Source organism: Collimonas pratensis (genome assembly GCF_001584185.1).
Lineage (GTDB): Bacteria > Pseudomonadota > Gammaproteobacteria > Burkholderiales > Burkholderiaceae_D > Collimonas > Collimonas pratensis.
The window spans coordinates 2,974,978-2,997,492 of the sequence record NZ_CP013234.1; the positions used below are offsets into that span (position 1 = coordinate 2,974,978).

Sequence of the window (22,515 nt, forward strand, 5' to 3'; positions counted from 1 at the left end):
AAAATGCTTGTTGATTTGCGCCGAAAACTGACCCACTTAGCTGGATAATTTGCATCGAAAATTGACCCACGTATAGACCACAATCCTACTCAATATAGTGAGTGGGAGATTGGAGTGATCGACGTGGCATTATTAGGCATTATTCGACGCTGGCACCTTCGTGACCAGGTCTCCTTGAGGGAGATCGCCAGGCGCTTGGGGATCTCCAGAAACACCGTCAGACGCTATCTACGCTCAGAAATCGTAGAGCCGGCTTATCGGGATCGACGCACTCCCAGTGCTCTTGATCAGTACGCCTTCAAACTTTCATCCTGGCTTAAAACCGAAGCGACAAAGTCTCGAAAACAGCGGCGCAGCTTAAAACAGATCCATGCTGATTTATGTGAGCTAGGCTTTGAAGGATCCTACGACCGGGTTGCCGCCTTTGCGCGACAGTGGCGAGTGGATCAGTTGGATAGGGTCAATTCTGCAAGCAAAGGGACAATCTTGGACGAGTTGGGCTATCTCCCCTTTAGTCAGTCTGGAGGAGCTCTTTTATTCCATTTGATCAGTAAGCTCTATGAACGAACTAGCCTTATCATCACAACAAATCTTGGTTTTTCAGAATGGGGCGCTGTATTTGGTGACCCAAAAATGACGACAGCATTGCTTGATCGACTTACCCATCACTGTCATATTATTGAAACGGGAAACGACAGCTATCGTTTTAAAAATAGCTCAACACAAACAACAGAAAGGGAGGGGAAGACCCATTTAGTCTCTATGTAACCCAAAAATCGTAATTAAGAATGGGTCAGTATTCGATACAAAATACGGGTCAGTATTCAATGCAATTCAACAAAATGCTTTAACTCGTGACTTTATCAAGCTGGTGCGCACTGAGCTCTCAACCTAAGCCCAGGGTTAGATGAACGTGTGATTTAAAAAACGGCGGATGTTCGTGGGATCATCCGCCGTTTTATTTTGGACCCGTAGAACTCTTCTCAACAGCTAATCAGCAGCCTCCTGCTTCAGGCGTCTAGTGAGTCGCTATCATGTGTCCAAGACATCTTCATGTCAGACCTGCGCCATACCCCCATCGACGGCGAGATCCACACCGGTGATATATGAGCTTTCATCGGAAGCAAGGAACACGACGACGGCAGCAATTTCCTCGGGCTTGCCTCTGCGGCCGAGCGGAACTTGCGAAGCGAACTGCGCTGCCGCCTGTTCTGCCTGTTCAGCTGTGAGGCCCGCCTTCTCCAAAGCCTGAGTTTCGATTGGGCCAGGACTCATCGAATTAACACGAATCTTGCGATCCTTTAGCTCCATCGTCCAGCCGCGCGCGAAGCTGCGCACGGCTGCCTTGCTGGCGGCGTAGGCAGTAAAGGCTGGCACACCCAGTACGTTTGCGTTTGAAGAAGTCAGGATGATCGAGCCGCCATCTTTGAAAAGGGGGAGCGCTTTTTGCACGGCAAAGAATAGTCCCTTTACGTTGACATCGAAGATCTTGTCGAAATGAGATTCGGTCGCCGTTGCAAGCGGCGCGACTGTCCCTCCGCCTGCGTTCGCAAAAAGAATATCGATGTGACCATGCTTCTCTTTCACAACGGCATAGAGACGGTCGAGATCTTCCAGGTTCGAGACGTCGCCCGCGACCGTCGTCACGTTTCTCCCGATGAAAGCTGCGGCTTCAGCCAGCTCTTTCTCTCTTCGCCCGGTGATCACGACATGCGCACCTTCTTCGACAAAGCGCTTGGCTGTGGCCAAGCCCATGCCACTATTGCCGCCGGTGATGACCGCGATTTTTCCTGCTAATTTATTTGCACTGCTGTTCATTGTCTTATCCTTTAAACGTTAGTCGTTTTGCGTTGGATTCAGGAATTCATTCGTTTGACCAGATTCATGTGAAGTCCGCTTAAGGGGGCGCCGAATTCCTGGAGTCTTCCAGACTCAATCAGGCCCCCAAGATCCACCGGTGCAAAGCCGGCTTCGTCGAGAACGCGCGCTAGTTTCTGCTTCGCGGCTTTATCGTCGCCCGACATAAATAGAACCAATTTGCGGTCGTTCTCTGAGGAGTCTGGCATCCAATTCATGACGAGCGTATTGAGCGCCTTGATGACTCCAGCCCCAGGGGCATAACTTGCGATGATCTCGCTCGAAGTCTTGCCCTCGGCGTCTTCATTGGCAGGTCGATTTGTTGCGTCGACAAGAATTCGCCCACCCCAATCCGAAATCTCGGCGAGCGCCTGCTTTGCCTGCTCCCACCGGACACACAAGATCACGATATCTTGCATCGCTGCTTCCTGGACAGTGGCTGCTCTGGCATTCGAGCCGATACTACTCACGAGTTCGTTTAACGAATCCGGCCCTCTGCTGTTGCTAAGCACAACCTCATGTCCATACCGTACAAAGTATTTAGCGTATTTTTGGGCTACGCTTCCCGCTCCGATAAATCCGATTTTCATAGAATTTACTGCCTTTCGCTTATGTTATAGATACTATTAACGTATCTATTTAGATCAAAAAAAACGCTAACGAGATTTGCTCCTGATTTTTGAAACAACATCTGCCAGCGTGGTCTGCTTCAAATCATTTTCAACAGCTTTCTGCGTACCGACCAAAACCTCACCCATTACCGCTTTAATATTATTGCTCACTACGCACCACTCCTTTTTCTCATAGGTATGGATGGCAAAAACATCGGGAGGATTTATTGCATGCGAGATGTTTAATAGCGAAATGTCTTTTGGATTTTTAGTCAGCGTGTAGCCCCCTGCTTTACCAACAGTGGCTTTGACCAATTTCGCTTTTGAGAGCTTCGCCAGGATTCTCTTAACAAAAATCGGATTCGCATTCACGCTGCCGGCTAAAACTTCAGACGTGAAAGAGGTTTCATAGTGGGCGATCGCCGCCAACACATGAACCGCAATTGAAAACTGAGTATTTACCGATGCCATAACGGATATTATTATCGTATCCGTTGGATAAGTCAAGCATGGAAAAATATGAGAAGGCTATAAGCAATTGGCAGCCGCTGATACATGCACGCAAACCGTTTCAACGTTACAAAAAGAACTTGCAAAAGGTGTCAGGTCCATACATGCACCGGAAATTGATTATCATCTAGCCGCCCTCCCCTCGGCAAGCGCCGAGCGATAAAGTCATGATGCGAACCCAACTTTATCAAGGAAGCCTGTCAGGGTTTCACGAACCGATAGGCGAAGCGATCGGTCTCGCCCTTGATTGACGGATCGAACACCTTGATCAAGTGCAGATCGCCATTGTTCGCGAGCATGGTGCTCTCCGCGTCCAGTACGAAACCGGCCGCCTCCACCTCCTCGCGAACGGATGCAGGCTCAATCCGATGCAGCGACTGGGCGCCGCTCGTGCCCGCCCCGACGGCGGCGGCGTGGTCTACGATGACGTAGGACCCACCGGGCTTCAACCGCTCGTAGACGGCTCGATTGAAGTGGGCCGCCGTTGCGCCCCTGGCCTGCATCAGCTCGGTGTGGAGATCGTGGTAGAACAGGTGCAACCACAGGACGTCCGCTGGTTGCGTAGCCTTCGGCATCGCCACGAGGTCCGCGGAGACCGCTTCGACGTTCTCTCGGCCCGGCTCCTTCGCGAGCGTCCGCATGCGGCCTAGCGGATCGTTCTTGAAGTTGGCGACTTCGGCCGGCACGAAGCTGTAGACCCGTCCTCCGGGTCCCACGATGTCGGAGAAGAGACGAGTCCAGTCGCCGTCGCCTGGGTACACATCGATGACGGTAGAGCCCGCAACAACTCGTGCGAACTGGATCAACTCGGATAGTTTGGATTGTTCGTACATCGGGAATCTCCGTTACAGTTGGGTATAGGTAATAACTAAAGTGCGAGAAACGTGGTCCCACGACTGGCGGGGCTTGTCGGCCAGCCACGGGAGCGCGCCGGGGTCAGACCTGCGCCATGCCTCCATCGACGGCGAGATCCACACCGGTGATGTAGGAACTTTCATCGGAGGCCAGGAACGCGACTGCTGCCGCTATTTCCTCGGGCATGCCTCTGCGGCCCATTGGGATCTGCGTGGTGAACTGTGCGACTGCTTGCTCGGCCTGTTCAGCGGTAAGGCCCGTCGTCGTCGCCAAGGCCGGGGTGTCGATTGCTCCGGGACTCATACTATTTACGCGGATCTTGCGGTCTTTTAATTCCAAAGCCCAGCCGCGCGCGAAGTTGCGCACAGCCGCCTTACTCGCGGCGTAAGCAGTAAATCCTGGAAGCCCGAGGACATTTGAGACCGAGGAGTTCAGGATAATCGAACCGCCGTCTTTGAAGAGAGGAAGGGCCTTCTGCACCGTAAAGAACGTTCCCTTCACGTTCACGTCGAAGGTCTGGTCAAAATGGGCCTCAGTAGCTACCGCGAGCGGTGCGATTGTCCCTGCGCCCGCGTTCGCGAAGAGAACGTCGATGTGACCATGTTTCTCTTTCACGACGGCATAGAGCCGGTCCAGATCTTCCAAGCGCGACACGTCGCCCACGACCGTCGTAACGTTTCCCTTGATGGAGGCGGCGGCCTCCATCAGCTCTTTCTCTCGCCGCCCAGTGATCACGACGTGCGCACCTTCTTCCACGAAGCGCTTGGCTGTGGTCAAGCCAATCCCGCTGCTTCCGCCCGTGATAACTGCAACCTTACCGTCTAATTTTTTCACAATCTTCACCTTTCGTTTGTGCTGTAAAGCAGCGCCGCTGTTCCCATTGGTACAAAGGCGCTGTATCATTCGGATCACAGATCCAGATCCTGATTCGCAGCATCTGAACCAGTGATCCGATTATATGGATCAGTGAACCGATTGTCAAGGAGCCCCATGCGAGCCGACGCCAAAAAAAATTACAGCCATCTACTTGCAGTCGCGCACGACGTTGTCGCCAAGCACGGTGTCGACGCATCCATGCGAGATATCGCCCGTCGGGCTGACGTTGGATTGGCTACACTGCTGCGTCATTTCCCGACGCGAGAAGCCTTGTTTGAAGCGTTGTTGTGTACGAATCTGGACGCATTGACGCAGAAGGCAGACGAACTCGAAACGTCGAATTCACCTGGCGAAGCGCTCGTGTCCTGGTTTAGCGAATGGATGGCATTCGCCCAAAGCTATAGGGGCGTCGTCGCCCTGATGGCGGCCGCCCACACGAACCCGGACTCTGCTCTTTATGCTTCATGCGCAGCGGTGCACTCAGCGAGCGCGCGACTACTGCTCCGTGCTCAAGCCGAAGGAACGGCACGCACCGACATGAATGGGGACGACCTGTTCGGCCTGATGGCGGCGCTCGGCTGGCTCGTCGACCTACCGTCATTCGCGCCACGGACCGATCATCTCGTTCACATTGTTACTAGCGCCATCCTGCCAAATCGGTTGAGCAGCGACGCCAAGAAGGCAACATGCTGAATCAGCTAGGCTTCGGATGGCTATTGCCGAGACGTTGAGCGAGCGAGTGCGCCATGTAGGGCGACCGCAGTGCAGGGATCCGCGGTCTGGAGGGCAATATCTGGTGGCTGGAGACCTACCTTGGCAAGGGATAAATTTGGTTGAAATGTCAATGAACCTGCACTAAAACATGCCATGGCAGCATCGAAACCTAAACAAAACCCTGATTTTACGCACTGTATTTACATACAGTAGTGTTATCCTATGGCTGTATTGAATATCTCATTTCATCTGCCCCATGGAAGCACCAATTCGTCGTATCGCACATCTGGATATGGACGCTTTCTACGCGTCGGTGGAGCTGCTGCGCTACCCTGAGCTGCGTGGCCAGCCGGTCGTCATCGGCGGCGGTTCGCGCCACCGCCCCGAACCCGGCGCCGACGGCAAGCTGCAGTTCCACAAGCTGCGCGACTATGTCGGCCGCGGTGTCGTCACCACTTCCACTTATGAGGCGCGCGCACTTGGCGTGTTCTCCGCGATGGGCATGATGAAAGCCGCCAAGCTGGCGCCGGACGCCATCCTGCTGCCTACCGATTTCGAATCCTATCGCCATTACTCGCGCCTGTTCAAAAACGCCGTGGCCGAAATCGCGCCGCTGATAGAGGACCGCGGCATCGATGAAATCTATATCGACCTCAGCGAACACGCGGAAGAGATCCGGCCGCTGGCGCAACGCATCAAGGACGCCGTGCGCACCGCCACCGGCCTGTCCTGCTCGATCGGCGTCGCTCCCAACAAGCTGCTGGCCAAGATCTGTTCGGAACTGGACAAACCGGGCGGCGTCACCCTGATCAGCACAGCAGACATCCCCACGCGCATCTGGCCGCTGGCGGCAAGAAAGGTCAACGGCATCGGCCCCAAGGCCGCGGAAAAACTCAGCGCACTCGGACTGCACACCATCGGCGACCTGGCCGCCGCCGACCCGGCGCAGCTGCAAGACCATTTCGGCCGCACCTACAGCGAATGGCTGGTGCGCATTTCCCATGGCCAGGACGAACGGCCGGTCGTCACCAGTTCGGAAACCAAATCGATCAGCCGAGAATCGACTTTCGAGCGCGACCTGCACGCCAAGCTCGACCGCGACACGCTCACTCCGATATTCACCGATCTCTGCGTGCGCCTTGCCGGCGATCTGCAAAGGAAGGGTTATGTCGGGCGCACCATCGGCATCAAATTGAAGTTTGCCGACTTTCGCGGCGTAACGCGCGACCTGACCTTGCCGGATGCGACCGACGACGCGGCAACCATCCGGCAGGCAGCCGGCGAATGTCTGCGCCGGGTCACCCTGGACCGGCGCTTGCGCTTGCTGGGGGTACGGGTTACGGCGCTGTCGCGGAAAGAACTGAGCGACAGCAGTCCCATGCTGGCGCAAGGTGAATTGTTTGGCGAGGAATAAGCCGACGGCTCAATCCTGTTGCGTGGTCAGCGAGGCCAGCATGTCGTCAATCACCGGCCGCCAATCGCCGAGCGCTGCTTGACGGTACAGGCGCATGGACGCATACCACGGCGTATAGCGCTGACCGACATACCAGCGGTGATCGCAAGCCTGCGCCAGCATCACCCACACCGGTATATTGCAGGCGCCTGCCAGATGTGCAGGCGCCGAATCCATCGTAATCAGCAGGTCCAGTTGCTTGAGGACGTGGGCGGTATCTTCAAACGACTGCAAATAGGCGCCCAGGTTGGTCACGCCGTGCCGCTCCAGCAAACCTCTTTCTTCCTCGCTCAGAGTGCCAACCTGGAGTGAAAAGAATTCGGCTGTCTCATGTTCTAGCAAAGGCACGAGGGTACTAAGTTCGGTAGACCTGAACGGTTCATGCCGAGCGCCGGACTCGCTGCGCCAGGTCAGGCCGATGCGCCGGCGGCCATCGCCGCGCCCGCCGGCCAGTTTCTGTTGCAGAATTTCCGGCAGACGATACTCGTCCGACAGCGTCAGATAATCCTCTTGCGCGCTGGGGAAATACGGCGACTCCTGGTAAATCGCGTGCAATGAAAACGGCCACGTGATGTAATCGAAATCGACCTGCAGGTTGTCTACCAGCGTTATCGGCAGCGAACTGTTGTTGAGCAGCCCGTGCAGATAGTGCGGCGCCTGGCAGTAGATCGCGGCCGCTCCGTCCCGTTGCAAGCTTTCCGCGTGGCGCAGGAACTGCAGCAAGTCGCCGGCGCCGCCTTCAAGCGCAATCATGATCCGCTTCCCGGCCACCGGCTGGCCCTCCAGGACTCTATCCTTGTACGGCAGGAACCAAGCATTGTCTCCATTCGGAGACGACAGCCTGCTCCAGACTTCGCACCATTCGGCCGAGCGCAGCTTCCTGAACAAGGGATGGGCATCCTGGTAATTGCCCAGGCAATAGCGCGTCAACATCACTTCCGACGCGTTCAGGTAGTATTCATGCGGATAGGCCGGCCACTGCGGCAGCGCTTCCTCCAGCAATGGCGACGCCTGGCTGAACATGCCCAGGTAGTTCATGTCGATGCCAAGCTGGGTGCGCTGCAACAGCGTATCGGCCTTATCCGACCATTTGAGGGCAAGCTCGATAGCATCCTCGACCTTGCGGCAGCCACGCAGCTTGCGCATCAGGTTGAGCGCGTTTTCCAGGCTGGCCTGGCTCTGGTAGGTGCGGTAGGCCGCAACGAGATCTGTGAGATTGTTCATGGTTATCTAAGTTCGCAGCGGGAAATATGCGCCAGCCGCCGATCTGTTGCCGTCCATCGAATCTGCCCATCCAGGCAGGTCATGAGATCATCATCGACAGCGTTATGTAAACGGCCGCCGATTCGGCGGTAAGCTCCCCTGCATTTACAATGCAAACAGCTCATGACGATAAATCCGCGCTGATGGCCGCAACCACGCCCCCCCAGTCGCCGAGCGCGGCCTGCCGGTACAAGCGCATCGAGGAATACCAGGGGGTAAAACGCTGGCAGTCATACCAGCGATAGTCGCAGGATTGTGCCAGCATCAGCCACACCGGCCGCTGGCGGGCGCCCGCCAGGTGCGCAGGCGCCGAATCAATCGTCAGCAGCAAATCAAGCTGTTCCAGTACATGGGCGCTGTCTTCGAATGAGCGCAGCTGCGGCGCCAGGTCAACGACCTGATACTGCTCCAGCAAATGTTTCTCCGTGTCGCTCAACGTTCCCACCTGCAGCGAAAAGAAATCAGCATCGACGCTTGCCAGTAGCGGCGCCAGCGCATGCAGATCGATCGAGCGGAAGGGTTCGTGCCGCACCCGGGTTTCGCTGCGCCAGACTAGTCCGATGCGGCGCCGACCGCCGCCACGTCCTGTGAGTTTTTCCTGGATGCCGGCGGGCAGGACATAGTCGGCCGCCAATCCAAGATAGGCCTCGGCTGCGGGAGGAAAATAAGGGTTTTTCTGATAGCGGGTAAACAGTGCGAAAACCCCGGTAATGATGTCGCACTTGTCCATGCCGACGAAGTTGTGGTCGACAATTACGATTGGCAGGCGGCTATTGGCGATCAAGCTTTGCATCGCAGCCGGTACCTGGCAATAAATCTGCGCTGCGCCTTCTTGCTGCAAATTTTTCACGTAGCGGAAAAAATGTAGCAGATCGCCGACACCGCCTTCGCTGGTGATCAGGATGATTTTCCCGGCCACCGGCTGGTCGTACAGCACCTTGTCCCTGTAGGGCAGGAACCAGCTGTTGTCGCGATTGTTCGAAGCCAGCCGACTCCACACTTCACTCCACCTGCTGCTGTGCAGCGGACGTTGCAGTTGCTGCGCCTCGTGAAATTTGCCCAGGCAGTACTTTACGATCGCCAATTCCAGCCTGACCTGGTAGTAGGTATCATCGTCCGATTCCACTTGCGGCAACACTTCCTGCAATATGGCTTCAGCCGGCGCCAGCATGCCCAGGCAACTCATATAATAAGCCAGCTGCGCGCGCGCTATCGGCTCTTTCGCCCGGCCCGACCATTTCAACGCCAGAGCGATGGCGTCCTCGGCTTTGCCGGCCAGATGTAGTTGACGAATAAGATCCAGCGCGGTCCGGATATGGGTCTCTTGCTGATAGAGAGTATAGGCGGTGATCAGGTCGTTAAAAGATGACATATGTGCCGGGGCGAATTTTATGAATAAATGTGACGAGTCCGATGGCGGCGTTGATCGAGAGGGCCATCTTGAAGCTCTTGTGCTGCGTTTGAAAACGCATGGATCAGGCCTGGTTATGCCACATGATACTTTGTTATTTAACGCTAACTCTTAGAATCTTATTGAGAAAAGTGTCATTTCAAGGCCAGACCCAAGCCACTGCGTGACCCAAACCACTGCCAGTCTGGCCAATCAAACTCCGGACGCGGCATACTTCGCGCGCTGCCAGTGATAAAATCGGCGGCTTAACTGCCACAGAAATTCCACTTATAAAACGATTTTCTCTGACTAAACAAACGGGGCCATATTTTCATGTCATCAAGCGACATCCTAGGACCACTCTTCGCAAACCACATGCGCGACAAGAGCTATTCAACAGCGCGCGCTCTTTGGCTGGCCCTCCGTGCGGGCGGTTTCGGGGTGGATGCCATTGAACTGCTGCTGCAATGGCGGAATGAAGCTAAATCGCCATTTGATCGAGTACAGATCGGCATTGACATGAATTTTCTTGGTCTGTATGCCGAGGCAGGAATAGCGATTGCAGAAGGGCTGGATGGCAATCTAAGTGACGACGATCTATATCTCGCCAAACATGAGTTGGCGTTCGCTTTATACGGAATTGGCAAGTTTCGCGAGGCACATTCTATATATCGTTCGCTCAGGTGTGCATCGTCGTTCAAACCACTGATAAAGTCGCTTTACCCAAGCGAGTACCAACGAAATACCGAATTATTTCAAAAGAAATTCCTCAACTTGGATGATTCAATAGCGGGCAAACGCGTAGCTGTTCTCTACGAGGGAGGCATTGGAGATTTCATGATGTACTCCCGCTACCTGGAATCTATGCGCCTCGAGGGTGTTGAACACGTCACGATACAACGACCTGATATTGTGGCAGGCGTCCTGAAGCCCAGGTCGTGGCTAGGTGAAATTAGTGGGGCGAATATAGAGGATATTTTAGATAACCATGATTTCGTCACGTGGTCATTCACTTTATTCGCACGCTATCAGGACACGCCATTCTACCCGCCGGAACCATCATCACCGTGGGCTCAAGCTGCGAATGCCGAGAGCCTCCCTACTCTCATTCGGGAACAGTTATCGGACGATCCTCTGGACAGAAAATGCTTAAAAATAGGCATATTGTGGCGCAGTACAAATACAAATAGATGTGAACCATACCGTTCCCTCACACTCGCGACATTGGCGCCACTCCTGAGCCAGCAGGGATGTCAGTTTTACTCAATTCATGTTGGCGGGGTAACAATCGAGGAACGGGATCTGCTGGACAAACATGGCGTGAGAGATCTTGGTTCACATATTGAAAATTTCTCCCAAACGGCCAGCGTACTCGATCATTTGGACTTGCTTATTGCTCCGGACACCGGCCCTATTCATCTGGCTGGAGCGATGGGTCGACCAGTGTGGACTCTGTTGTCAGCGACGGCTGATACTCGCTGGTACAACGACCAATATTTCACGCCGTGGTACGCGTCGATGCGACTGTATCGCCAAAACGCTTTGGGCGACTGGTCTTTGCCACTGTCTAACGTTGCTCGCGATTTACAAGACTTGATAAGCCTTCGTGGCGTTGCTGCATAAATCACACGCTACCGCCTGCCCCCGGCACTCCCCGAAATATCGTTTTTCTCAGGCCACTCATTTGCCAGCCCCATGATCGTGTGCCTGAAAGAACTGTCCGCCGGCGTACGCACCAGCGTGGCGTTCGGGTACCACAAAGAATGCTCACCGGTCTGCCAGCGCCACTCACCCCAGATCGGAACCAAGAGCACCATGTGCACGCCGGTAGAGCCACAAATATGGGCGACCGCACTGTCGATGGTCAATACGCAGTCGAGCGTGGCGATCAGCGCGGCAGTGTCCATGAAATCGGTGACGCCTGGCATCGGATCGAGCCAGCGCGAGCCCAGCGCCTCCAGCATGGTGTTACCCGGTCTCTCGTTCGAGCCCAACTGTAGATTGACCCAGTCAATATTAGACCGGGCCGCAAGTAGCGGCACAAAGTCTTCGAAGGCGATGCTGCGAAAACGGTCGTGATAGGTGTTCGGGTTGCCGCGCCAGCATAAACCAATACGCGGTCTTGGCACAGTCGCGCCGTCATCCTGTTGTGCCCACCAGCGCTTCCAATGCATGGTACGTTCTTCGTCAGGCCTCAACCAGGGAAGCGTTTCACCAACAGTCGACCAGAGCTGCAGTGCGACGGGCAAACTCATCAGCCAGGCGTAAGCCTCGCACTCTCCGGTGTCAATGTGCGTCACCAATTCCGCTTCAGGATATGCAGCACGCAATACCGCGTGCATATCGGCCGGCGCTTCAATCCGAACCCGCGCTACTTTCCTCCGCAACAGCGGAATATAGCGCGCATACATTAAATAATCACCGATAGACCACCCCGGATCCAGCAGTACCAGCAGCCCTCCCTGCAATTGATCACCATTCCATCGCGGAAGATCAGGCGGGGCCTTTTCTACAAACGCCGGGCCAAGCACACGGCCTTCATGCCGTTCCATCGCCCCGCGTACGTCTCCTGAGCCAAACAGGGCCATGGCGAGCGGTTTGCATGCGTCGCCGCTAATTGGCTGGATGGTTTCCAGCTCCTTGTAGCGAGCCGCGCTGTCCGCATAGCGTCCCATAAAGCCAAGAACTATTGCCTGCCCCACAAGATCGTCAGAGTGGGCGTATTTCGAATAATTTGATTCAAAACAGGTCAACGCTTTCTCGTAGCGTAGCTGGCGCCAGTAAACCCAAGGTAGAAAACTGCTGGCTGAACCCGCCATCGAACTGGGATGATCATCTTCCCAACTGTCACCGACGGTTTCGGCAAGATCGAATTTGCGCAGACCAGACAAATATTGTCCCAGATCGCAATACTGCTGAGGCGTGTAGTGCAATCCGGGCAACACGCGTCGCAGCTGCTCCGCAGTGCAATGATCACAAAACTGATGCAGCAGCACTGTTGCCTTGGAGATGTCTTCTATGAAGTTCAAATGGGAAGCAAGTATTTCGGAAGCGAATCCTGCGTCAGCCAATTTGAGGCTGGCTTCACAGAGCATTTCAGCACATTGGCTGCGTTGCTCAGGGCTGAGGCATGAGCGCCGTGAGGCAATCATTCCCACAGCGATAGACTCCATCCATCGTTGATGATTGTGGTTATCGCATTGCGCCTGAAACCAATCTTCCGCTGAATCGGCAAATATGCTTCTATTCATAGTTCCTTGAATCAGACTGAGCTTTAGTCGAAAGTGGTGTATTGGTTGAGATCTGAAATTTGGATGGGCCGGTGGTGATTTTGTCGGGCTATTTTTTATCAAGATTAAAACAGCCCAACATAAGAAAAACTCCAGCTTAAAACGGTCTACAGGAAATCGATAGCTTTGCTTTCATGGGATCCTCTCTAGGACATATTGTCCCCTATTTGAGATGTCCATCAAAGCCGGGCTACCTCAAACTGGCGTGACGCATTCAACTGCATGAAAACAGGACGGGACACAAATCGACAAAACGGGAGCATAACACCGCTTGACATGGATCAGGTGGTGCAATCCACACCGCGAGCAAAGGCAAGCCCAATATACGCTCGCAACATGGCCCATCAAGCGATGAGCCAGACGATCATCAAATCTGGCTATCACAAATTGCTTTGACGTAGACGCCAGATCACTTCCCCGCCACAACCTCAATGCAATACAAGCCCCAAGGACAAAGCGCAAAGCGCTGGGCCAGCGGCTTCTGCGCCAGTTCTGGAATCCGGTCGGCGTCGTAGATGGCGAAGATGGGACCAAAACCGCCTATAGCCAGCGGCATGCCATCGATCTGCGTGGCCAGGATATAGTCGTATTTGCGCAGCTGATCGAGACCCACCTGCGGCATATAGCCGTCCACCGAATGGAAGACGATCTGGGTATCGGCCGCCTTGCTGGCGCCGAGCATGTCCAGCACGGCGGTCAGGCGCGGGCCGCGCAGCTGATGCGGCTTGCCGTCGTATTCCAGGGTCGGATTGATGGTCGCTGCGGGCAGCTTCTCAAGTGCGGCGAGGTCGAAGGCGAAGGCGCGCTTGAATTGTACATTCTGCTTGTGCATCATCTGGTCGATCACGGCATCGGTCGGGCCGCGGTTGCTGCGCTCGATGGCGCCGGCGATGGTCAGCACGACCGGACCGCTGGCTTTGGCGTCCTTGGCGGTGGCGGCCGCGGCGAATGATGGTAGTACAGATGCGCCCAAAGCCCCGGCGATGGAGGCAGCGGCGGTCGATAAGAACTGGCGTTTTTTCATTCATGGCTCCTTGGTGAAAACGGCGCGATCCCGGCACCGCGCGATCAGCAATTGTAGAAGCGCTTTCGGGCAGCCACCGCATTCTTTTGAAAAAAATTACGCCAGCAACAACAGCCGCTTAACTTGCCACGGCTTTCGGCTTGACCAGGTAGCCCAGTCCCGCCGCCATCAATAGCAACACGGTCGCAGTCGCCAGCGCGATCCTGACGCCGCTGCTCATGTCGCCGGCGACGCCGTCACTCACCAGCGCGCCGAATACCGCAACGCCGACCGCGCCGCCGACCTGCCTGGCGGTGTTCAATACCGCTGAGGCGGTGCCGGCCCTGCTTTTCTCGACGCCGGACAGGATCGAGGTGGTCATGGCCGGCACCGCCAGCCCCATCCCAGCCGGAATCAGTATGAAACCGGGCAGCATGTGCATGAAGCTGGCATGCTCGGCGATGCCGATGCTGCCTAGCAGGCCATAACCGGCGGCACCGATCAGGCCGCCCAGCACCATCGGCAGGCGGATGCCGGCCTTGCCGATGAGCCAGCCGCTGACCAGGTTGGAGAAAATGAAGGTGCCGGTCAGCGGCAGGAACGCCAGGCCCGCTTGCAGCACGCTGTAGTTCTGTACTTTCTGTAGATAAAAGCTGATGACGAAGATCACGCCGTAATAGGAAAAATTGACCAGCACGCCGAACAGCACCGCGGCGGTAAAACTGGTTTGGTGAAAGAAGTTCAGCGGCAGCATGGGATGCGGCACTTTGCGCTCGACCATGATGAAGGCGGCGCCGGCTAGCAGAGCGATGCAGAATCCGGCGATCACCAGCGGATGCCGCAGGCCGAGCGGATGGAATTCAATCACGGCGCCGACCAGCCCGGTCAGCGCAATGATCGCCAGCAACTGCCCGAACGGATCGAAAGAACGCGCATGCGTGCTTGCTGCGACGGCAGGCACCACGCGCCAGGTCAGCAGGAAACCGAGTGCGCAGATCGGCAGGTTCACCAGGAAGATGCTGCGCCAGCCGGCGACCGCCAGCAACAGGCCGCCGATCACCGGGCCGGCGGCAATCGAGACGCCGCCGGCCGCGGTCCAAAGGCCAATCGCTTTAGCTAGCAGTTTTTTATCATGGGCGCAGGCGCGGTTCAAGATCGCCAGCGAGCTCGGCACCAGCAAGGCCGCACCTATGCCCTGCAAGGCGCGCGCAATATTCAGGAAGCCTGCGGTCGGCGCCAGTCCGCAAGCCAGGGACGTCAAGGCGAATAACAGGAATCCGGCCAGGAACAGGCGCTTGGAACCGAATTTATCGCCCAATGCGCCGGCCGAAAGCAGGAACACCGCGAAGCCGAGCGTGTAGGCATCCACCACCCACTGCAAGGCCGATACTTGCGCGCCGAGGTCGGCGCCTATTTGCGGCAAGGCGACGTTGACGATCGTGACGTCGAGCTGGACCACGACAAACGCGAAGCTGCTTGCAGCAATCGTCCATTTGACTGCCGCCGTTGCTTCATTTGCAACTGAAGGTGTCGCTGAAGGTGTTGCTGAAGTTGTCGCCGAAATTGTCGATTCGATAGTGGGTAGCGCTTGATGAGAGGTCATTACGGCCATCCAGTAACAGAGTAAGCAAGCCTTGATTCTGAGCCCGTCCGGGTCGCTTGTCACACAACAACAGTACGGTTACCATCAAACTATGGACAACGAACCCGACCTAAGCCGACTTGCCCGCACCATAGGCGATCCTACCCGTATTCAGATGCTGGCGCTGCTGATGGAGGGCCGCGCCCTGACCGCCAAGGAACTGGCCTACGGCACCGATATCAAGCCGGCCACCGCCACCAGCCACCTGAAGCAGCTGGTGGAAGACCGCCTGCTGGAGATGACCAGCCAGGGCCGCCACAAGTATTTCCGGCTGGCGTCGCCGGAAGTGGCGCGCCTGATCGAGTCGCTGATGGTGTTCGCGCCTAAGCGCAAGCGGGTCGGCCAGGCCACCGGCAACGATGCGATCTGCACCGCGCGCTTTTGCTATGACCACCTGGCTGGCAAACTGGGCACCCGTCTGACTGAAACGCTGGTGGAACGCGGCTTGCTGCATGCCGACGACGGCCTGTTTGAACTATCGGCTTCGGGCGAAACCTGGTTCAAGCAGTTCGGCATCAATACCGACGAGCTGCAAAAGAGCCGGCGCCAGTTCGCCTACCCTTGCCTGGACTGGAGCGAACGGCGCGACCACCTGGCCGGGGCGCTCGGGGCGACGCTGGCCAAGCGCATGATTGAACTGGGCTGGCTGACGCGCAGCAAGCATTCGCGCGTGGTCGCCATTACCGCCGAGGGCCGCAGCGCTTTGACGGCGCAATTCGGCATCACTTTGGACCAGCCCTAGCAGCTCGTTTTGACTTATCAGGAAGTAACTCATGCACCAAGGTGTCATGTTCGCATTGCTGGCCGCTGCCTTGTTCGGCGCCAGCACCCCCTTCGCCAAGCTGCTGGTCGGCCAGGTCTCGCCCGTGATGCTGGCGGCCCTGCCATATCTCGGCAGCGGCGCCGGCCTGTCGCTCTGGTATGGGCTGCGCCGCCTGCGCGGCAACCAGGGCGCTGCCGACGGCTTGCGCAAAGCCGACTTGCCCTGGCTGGCCGCCGCCATCCTCAGCGGCGGCATCGGCGGTCCGCTGCTGCTGATGTTCGGGCTGGCGCAGACGCCGGCTTCCAGCGCTTCGCTGCTGCTCAACATGGAAGGTGTGCTGACTGCCCTGCTGGCCTGGTTCGTGTTCAAGGAAAATTTCGATCGCCGCATCGCCCTCGGCATGCTGGTGATCGTTCTCGCCGGCGTGCTGCTGTCGTGGCAGCAGATGCCGCAATTCGGCCTGCCGTGGGGACCGTTGGCGATCCTGGCGGCCTGCCTGTGCTGGGCCATCGACAACAATCTGACGCGGCGGATTTCCGCCAGCGATGCGGTGCAGATCGCCGCGCTCAAGGGCCTGGTGGCCGGCCTGGTCAACCTGGCGCTGGCTTTGCTGCTGGGAGCAAGCTTGCCCGCGATCGCCAGCATCGGCGCCGCGGCCTTGATCGGCTTCGGCGGCTACGGCCTCAGCCTGGTGCTGTTCGTATTGGCGCTGCGCCACCTTGGCAGCGCCCGCACCGGCACTTACTTTTCGGCTGCGCCTTTCATCGGCGCGGCGATTTCGCTGCTGGTTCTGCAGGAAGCCGTGGGCGGGCTGTTCTGGCTGGCGGCGGCATTGATGGCGTTCGGCATCTGGCTGCACCTGACGGAACGCCATCAGCATGCCCACAGCCACGAGGAAATCGAGCACGGCCATCGCCACAGCCATGACCTGCATCACCAGCACGAACACGACTTCGAATGGGATGGCCGCGAACCACACAGCCATCCGCACCGCCATCTGCCGATCAGCCACAGCCACGCGCACTATCCCGACATTCATCATCGGCACCAGCACTGAGGTCTTGCAGGAAGTGCTCAGCCAAAGAAAATGGACCGGCCGATCTACGCTATAAAAAAGCGCATATCGAACCGATCCATTTGACTGCTGCGCGGTCCGGCTGTCAGCCGGACTGTGCTTGGTTTATTGTGTCTTTGCGGTCAGCACCCGTCGTGCAAAAATCCAGGCCACCGCCACGAACACGATCAGACCCAGCCATTGTGCTGTGCCTTCAAACGCCGACCCCACCAGCGCCAGCGGCGAATCCGTGCCGCTGAAACCGATGATCCCTGCCAGCACTACGCCCACCAGGCTTTCGCCGACGATCAGGCCGGACGCCAGCAGCACGCCGCGGCGGTTGGACGGTTCTGCATACTGCTCGTAAGGCACGCCCTTCTGCTGCGCGCGCTTCTTGAGGACACGCTCAATGCCCCAAGCCAGCAAGGTACCCAGCACCAGGGTCGACGCCACGGTCGGCGGCAGATAGATGCCGATGCCGACCGCCAGTACCGGCAGGCGGGCAAAGCCGCCGCGGTGGCGCAGGATTTCATCGACGATCACCAGCGCGACGCCGAGGCCGAGGCCGATCAGGATCATGTCCCAGTTCAGCTGATGGGTGAAGATGCCGGTGGCAATCGCCGTCATCAGGGTCGCCTGCGGCGCCGACAAGGCATGCGCCACGTCCATGTCGGCACGCGGCATGGCGCCGGCGAAGCCATAAGCGTTGTACAGCAGTTCCAGTACCGGCGGAATCACCACGGCGCCGACCACGCAGCCGATCAGCAAAGCCACCTGTTGACGCCAAGGAGTAGCGCCGACCAGCCAGCCGGTTTTCAGATCCTGCAGGTTATCGTTGGAAATGGTGGCCACAGCGATCACGGCGGAAGTCGTGAAGATCGCCAGCGCGATACCCAGCTTGTTGCCGGTTTCGGTCGCCAGCAAGCCATCGGCGCTGCCGACCAGCAGGATCAGCAGGGAGACCAGCACCACGGCGACAATGCCGACGCCGGAAATCGGACTAGCGGAAGAACCGATCAGGCCGGCCATGTAGCCGCAAGCGGCAGCGATCAGGAAACCGAAGATCACGGCGAACAGGACGCTGTAAGCCACCAGGCCCCACATCACGCCGGATGTCAGCGGCGCGGCGCTGAGGAAGCTGCCGAAAGTGGCGACCAGGATCGCTACCAGCACCAGCGTGATGCCGATGATCCAGGCCGGCGACAAGTCTTGCTCGGTACGCGGAATGTTGATGCGGCCCTTACCGCCGCTCAAGGCCTGGAAGGAGGTCTTGACGCCTTCCATCATCGGCTTGAACAAGGTGATCAAGGTCCATACCGCGGCCACGCCGATGGTGCCGGCGCCGATGAAGCGGACGTCCTTGCTCCACAGGCCGGTCGCGTATTTGGCCAGCGTCATGCCGTCCGGGATAGTGTGCATCGAAGTCAGCACCGGCACGGCCACACCCCAGGCGATCAGCAGGCCGATCAGCATGGCGATGCCGGCAACGATGCCGATCAGGTAGCCGGCGCCCAGCAAGGCCAGCGAGAAGCCGCTGGAAATCCGCAGCACCGCAGGACCGGCGGCGAACCACAGGCTGATGCCTTCGCTGAGGATGCGGAAACCGGAGGAAGCCAGGGTCACGACGGCAGCAACCAAGCCGCCCGCCATGATGTCGACGATGCCGGTTTCGGCTTTCGCGCCCGGCTTGCCGTCGGCGCCGACCGCTTCCGCATCGGCGCTGCCGACGCGCAGGATTTCCGCCGCCGCCACGCCTTCCGGATAGGGCAGATCGCTCTGCACCACCATCGCATGACGCAATGGAATCGTGAACATCACGCCCAGCATGCCGCCGGCGGCGCAGATCGCCAGCGTTTGCCAGTAAGGGAAGCCTTGCCAGTAGCCGATCATCACCAGGCCCGGCAGGATAAAGATAATCGAAGACAAGGTGCCGGCGGCTGAGGCCTGGGTCTGCACCATATTGTTTTCAAGGATGTTGGCGCTCTTGAACATGCGCAGCACAGCCATGGAAATCACGGCGGCTGGAATGGCGGAAGAGAAGGTCAGGCCGACTTTCAGGCCCAGATACACATTAGAGGCGGTGAAGACGACGGTTATCAAAGCGCCAAGAATGATGCCCCGCACCGTCAGTTCGGGCAGGGATACATTATCGGCAATGCGCCCAGTTTTATTCAACAAATCGGACATCGAAACTCCATCACTAAAAATTGCAATGCGCTAATTATCCTCGAAACAGTTGCTTCCCATCCAAAAATTTGACTTAGGTCTACAATGCCCCGGTGGGGAGCTGCCCAGACAGAAACCAGCTCAGGATGCGTAAGCGCATGTTATCAAATAAGCTACACTATGGCGCGTAACTCCTTCAATAGGTCATCAACCCAAGTCGGAAAGGTAAAAAAACCATGACAAGCCTGAATATCAACGGCAAGCAGCACGATATCGATCTGCCGGAAGACACCCCCTTGCTGTGGACTCTGCGCGACCACGTCGGCCTGACCGGCACCAAGTTCGGCTGCGGCATGGCCCTGTGCGGCGCCTGCACCGTGCATCTGGACGGCGAGCCGATCCGCTCCTGCATCACCCCGATCAGCGCTGCGGCCGGCAAGAAAGTCACCACCATCGAAGCGATGGCCGAAGACAAGGTCGGCCATGCGGTGCAGGAAGCCTGGATTGCACTGGGCGTGCCGCAATGCGGCTACTGCCAGGCCGGCCAGATCATGTCCGCCACCGCCCTGCTGAAAACCACCGCCAAGCCGACCGACAAGGAAATCGACGACGCCATGAGCGGCAACATCTGCCGCTGCGGCACCTACACCCGTATCCGCGCGGCCATCAAGCAGGTGGCGGACAAAGGAGCGGCAAAATGAGCGCAGCTTTCGATTTCGATAAAGATAGCGCTAACACCAGTGTTGGCGAAGGCAAGGCTCCGGCTATCGCTTCCATGAGCCGCCGTACCTGGCTCAAGGGCGTCGGCGCGTTTACCGGACTGGCGCTGACAGTCGGCGTCAACGGCCTGGTCAGCGCCGCGGATGCCGCCGCACCCGCCAAGAAATACGGCGGCGCCGGCATGCCGGGCGGCACCGTCAACGATCCGCTGATATTTGTCGCCATCGGCGCCGACGGCATGGTCAGCATCATCGCCCACCGTTCGGAAATGGGACAAGGCATCCGCACCAGCCTGCCGCTGGTAGTCGCAGACGAACTCGATGCCGACTGGGGCCGGGTGCGCGTGGTGCAAGCCCATGCCGACGAAAGCCGCTACGGCAACCAGAATACCGACGGCTCGCGCAGCATGCGTCACTTCTTTACCCCGATGCGCCAGGTCGGCGCCACCGCGCGCGCAATGCTGGTGTCTGCCGCGGCAGCGCGCTGGAGCGTGCCGGTAGCGGAAATCACCACCAAGAATCATGAAGTGCTGCATGCCAAGAGCGGCCGCAAACTGGGTTATGGCGAGCTGGCGGTGGATGCCGCCAAGCTGCAGGTGCCTCCAGCAGCGCAAGTGCAGCTGAAGGATCCGGCGCAATTCCGCTATATCGGCAAGGACGTCTTCAACAGCGTCGATTTCCGCGACATCGTCACCGGCAACACCCACTACGGCATCGATACTCGCCTGGACGGCATGCTGTACGCGGTAATCGCACGGCCGCCGGTGTATGGCGGCAAGGTAGCGAGTTTCGACAGCGCCGATGCGCTCAAGGTCCCGGGCGTGCTGCGCGTGATCGAACTGAAAGGCAGCCCGCCGCCGGCCAAGTTCAACCCGCTGGGCGGCATCGCCGTGATTGCCCGCAATACCTGGGCCGCGATCAAGGGCCGCGAAGCCTTGAAGATCACCTGGGACAACGGTCCTCATGCCGGCTACGATTCCACCGCCTTCAAGAGCACCTTGCAGGAAGCCGCGCGCAAGCCGGCCAAGGTGGTGCGCAACAACGGCGATACGATGGCTGCGCTGGCTGGCGCCGGTAAACGCATCGAAGCCGAGTACTACATCCCGCACCTGGCGCACGCCACCATGGAACCGCCGGCCGCCACTGCCCGCACCGCCAACGGCAAGTGCGAAGTCTGGGCCTGCGTGCAGGATCCGCAAGCCACGCGCGACACCGTGGCGGACCGGCTGGGCTGGAAGACCGACGCCGTCAAAGTCAACGTCACCTTGCTAGGCGGCGGTTTCGGCCGCAAATCCAAGCCGGACTTCGCGGCCGAAGCGGCGCTGCTGTCGCAAGCCATGGACGGCGCCCCGGTGAAAGTGACCTGGACGCGCGAAGACGACTTGCGCCACGACTACTTTCACACGGTCTCGCTGGAACACCTGGAAAGCACGCTGGACGCGAAGGGCAAGCCGCTGGCCTGGCTGCACCGCACGGCGGCGCCGACCATCGCCTCCACCTTCGTCGCCGGCGCCAAGGGCGAACAGCCGGGCGAACTGGGCATGGGCGCGATCAATATCCCGTTCGTGATTCCGAATATCCGCATCGAAGCGCCGGAAGTCGAGGCGCACACGCGGATCGGCTGGTTCCGTTCGGTCTACAACATCCCGCACGCCTTCGCGGTGCAGTCGTTTGTCGCCGAGCTGGCGGCCGCGGCCAAGCGCGACCATCGGGAATTCTTGCTGGAGCTGATCGGTCCGGCGCGCCAGATCAATCCGCAAGAAATGTCGGACACCACCAACTACGGCGAATCGCCGGTCTTGTACCCGCTCGATACCGGCCGCATGCGCGCCGTGGTGGAGCTGGCGACCAAGGAAGCCGGCTGGGGCCGCAAGGTCGCCAAGGGTCACGGGCTGGGCCTGGCCGTTGCCTACAGCTTCATGTCTTATGTCGCTGCGGTCATCGAAGTGGTCGTGGCGGACGACGGCAGCATCAGCATTCCGCGAGTCGACATGGCGATCGATTGTGGCCCGCAGATCACGCCGGACCGCATCCGCTCGCAAGTCGAGGGCGCCTGCATCATGGGCCTGAGCCTGGCGCTGACGGGGGAAATCACCTTCAAGAACGGCAGCGCTGAACAGGGCAATTTCCATGAGTACGAAGTGCTGCGCGCCTTCAGCGCGCCGCGCGACCTGCGGGTCCACATGGTGCCGCACAAATACGACATGCCGCTCGGCGGCGTCGGCGAGCCGGGCACGCCGCCCATCGCGCCAGCCCTGTGCAACGCCATCTTTGCGGCGACCGGCAAACGTATCCGCAACCTGCCGATCCGCGATCAGTTAAGTAAGAAGAGCTGATAAGAGCTGACCT

At 58.1% G+C, this 22,515-nt stretch carries 18 protein-coding genes and 2 pseudogenes; 9 read left to right on the forward strand and 11 right to left on the reverse strand.

Annotated elements, in window-relative coordinates; genetic code table 11:
* Nucleotides 1-123: 123 nt before the first annotated feature.
* A pseudogene (locus CPter91_RS27730) lies at nt 124-228 on the forward strand (helix-turn-helix domain-containing protein); the annotation flags it as partial.
* Nucleotides 229-483: 255 nt separating this feature from the next.
* Nucleotides 484-768, forward strand: a pseudogene (locus CPter91_RS27185) (ATP-binding protein); the annotation flags it as partial.
* A gap of 288 nt (nt 769-1,056) precedes the next feature.
* On the opposite strand, the gene CPter91_RS13440 reads toward CPter91_RS27185, so the two are convergent.
* The 5 genes from CPter91_RS13440 to CPter91_RS13460 all read right to left on the reverse strand — a co-directional run bounded on the left by CPter91_RS13440 (nt 1,057) and on the right by CPter91_RS13460 (nt 4,667).
* Nucleotides 1,057-1,818: an SDR family NAD(P)-dependent oxidoreductase gene (locus CPter91_RS13440; RefSeq protein ID WP_061941122.1), complete on the reverse strand. Its 762-nt coding sequence runs from the start codon at nt 1,816-1,818 to the stop codon at nt 1,057-1,059.
* A gap of 38 nt (nt 1,819-1,856) precedes the next feature.
* Nucleotides 1,857-2,447, reverse strand: a complete 591-nt coding sequence (locus CPter91_RS13445; RefSeq protein ID WP_061941124.1) for an NADPH-dependent F420 reductase — start codon at nt 2,445-2,447, stop codon at nt 1,857-1,859.
* A gap of 66 nt (nt 2,448-2,513) precedes the next feature.
* Nucleotides 2,514-2,939, reverse strand: a complete 426-nt coding sequence (locus tag CPter91_RS13450; protein ID WP_061941126.1) for an Rrf2 family transcriptional regulator — start codon at nt 2,937-2,939, stop codon at nt 2,514-2,516.
* A 239-nt stretch (nt 2,940-3,178) separates the two neighbouring features.
* The gene (locus tag CPter91_RS13455; protein WP_061941128.1) at nt 3,179-3,811 is read right to left on the reverse strand and encodes a class I SAM-dependent methyltransferase; all 633 of its coding nucleotides are present in this window, start codon (nt 3,809-3,811) and stop codon (nt 3,179-3,181) included.
* A 103-nt stretch (nt 3,812-3,914) separates the two neighbouring features.
* Complete coding sequence (locus CPter91_RS13460; protein WP_061946210.1) at nt 3,915-4,667, reverse strand: SDR family NAD(P)-dependent oxidoreductase; 753 nt, start codon at nt 4,665-4,667, stop codon at nt 3,915-3,917.
* A gap of 156 nt (nt 4,668-4,823) precedes the next feature.
* Between CPter91_RS13460 and CPter91_RS13465 the strand changes: the two genes are divergently transcribed.
* Nucleotides 4,824-5,402: a TetR/AcrR family transcriptional regulator gene (locus tag CPter91_RS13465; RefSeq protein WP_061941130.1), complete on the forward strand. Its 579-nt coding sequence runs from the start codon at nt 4,824-4,826 to the stop codon at nt 5,400-5,402.
* A 277-nt stretch (nt 5,403-5,679) separates the two neighbouring features.
* A complete protein-coding gene (gene dinB, locus CPter91_RS13470; RefSeq protein ID WP_061941132.1) occupies nt 5,680-6,837 on the forward strand; it encodes a DNA polymerase IV in 1,158 nt (385 codons plus the stop codon).
* Nucleotides 6,838-6,846: 9 nt separating this feature from the next.
* Here dinB and CPter91_RS13475 read toward each other — a convergent pair whose 3' ends face one another.
* On the reverse strand, nt 6,847-8,100 hold the full coding sequence (locus tag CPter91_RS13475) for a glycosyltransferase family 9 protein (protein ID WP_061941134.1): 1,254 nt from the start codon (nt 8,098-8,100) through the stop codon (nt 6,847-6,849).
* A gap of 160 nt (nt 8,101-8,260) precedes the next feature.
* Nucleotides 8,261-9,511, reverse strand: coding sequence for a glycosyltransferase family 9 protein (locus tag CPter91_RS13480; protein ID WP_061941136.1), 1,251 nt, complete (start codon nt 9,509-9,511; stop codon nt 8,261-8,263).
* Between the two features lie 393 nt (nt 9,512-9,904).
* Here CPter91_RS13480 and CPter91_RS13485 point away from each other — a divergent pair, with 393 nt between their 5' ends.
* A complete protein-coding gene (locus CPter91_RS13485; RefSeq protein ID WP_061941138.1) occupies nt 9,905-11,152 on the forward strand; it encodes a glycosyltransferase family 9 protein in 1,248 nt (415 codons plus the stop codon).
* Nucleotides 11,153-11,160: 8 nt separating this feature from the next.
* Here CPter91_RS13485 and CPter91_RS26515 read toward each other — a convergent pair whose 3' ends face one another.
* The 3 genes from CPter91_RS26515 to CPter91_RS13505 form a co-directional block, all read right to left on the reverse strand.
* Nucleotides 11,161-12,780, reverse strand: a complete 1,620-nt coding sequence (locus tag CPter91_RS26515) for a glycosyltransferase family 9 protein (protein ID WP_150119691.1) — start codon at nt 12,778-12,780, stop codon at nt 11,161-11,163.
* Between the two features lie 448 nt (nt 12,781-13,228).
* Nucleotides 13,229-13,843 (reverse strand): putative pterin-binding protein, encoded by a 615-nt coding sequence (locus tag CPter91_RS13500; protein WP_061941144.1) that lies wholly within the window; start codon nt 13,841-13,843, stop codon nt 13,229-13,231.
* Between the two features lie 118 nt (nt 13,844-13,961).
* Entirely contained in the window at nt 13,962-15,425 is a 1,464-nt protein-coding gene (locus CPter91_RS13505) for an MFS transporter (protein ID WP_082792828.1), read from the reverse strand.
* A gap of 91 nt (nt 15,426-15,516) precedes the next feature.
* Here CPter91_RS13505 and CPter91_RS13510 point away from each other — a divergent pair, with 91 nt between their 5' ends.
* Together CPter91_RS13510 and CPter91_RS13515 are read left to right on the forward strand one after the other, a co-directional pair.
* Nucleotides 15,517-16,206, forward strand: a complete 690-nt coding sequence (locus tag CPter91_RS13510; protein WP_061941146.1) for an ArsR/SmtB family transcription factor — start codon at nt 15,517-15,519, stop codon at nt 16,204-16,206.
* 31 nt (nt 16,207-16,237) lie between these two features.
* The gene (locus CPter91_RS13515) at nt 16,238-17,284 is read left to right on the forward strand and encodes a DMT family transporter (RefSeq protein WP_061941148.1); all 1,047 of its coding nucleotides are present in this window, start codon (nt 16,238-16,240) and stop codon (nt 17,282-17,284) included.
* Nucleotides 17,285-17,407: 123 nt separating this feature from the next.
* Here the strand turns inward: CPter91_RS13515 and CPter91_RS13520 are convergent, their stop codons facing one another.
* Nucleotides 17,408-19,468, reverse strand: coding sequence for an OPT family oligopeptide transporter (locus CPter91_RS13520; protein ID WP_236905810.1), 2,061 nt, complete (start codon nt 19,466-19,468; stop codon nt 17,408-17,410).
* A gap of 215 nt (nt 19,469-19,683) precedes the next feature.
* On the opposite strand from CPter91_RS13520, the gene CPter91_RS13525 reads away from it, so the two are divergent.
* A complete protein-coding gene (locus CPter91_RS13525; protein ID WP_061941150.1) occupies nt 19,684-20,148 on the forward strand; it encodes a (2Fe-2S)-binding protein in 465 nt (154 codons plus the stop codon).
* Nucleotides 20,145-22,502: a xanthine dehydrogenase family protein molybdopterin-binding subunit gene (locus CPter91_RS13530; protein WP_061941151.1), complete on the forward strand. Its 2,358-nt coding sequence runs from the start codon at nt 20,145-20,147 to the stop codon at nt 22,500-22,502. Before CPter91_RS13525 ends, CPter91_RS13530 begins: the two co-directional genes overlap by 4 nt.
* Nucleotides 22,503-22,515: the final 13 nt, after the last annotated feature.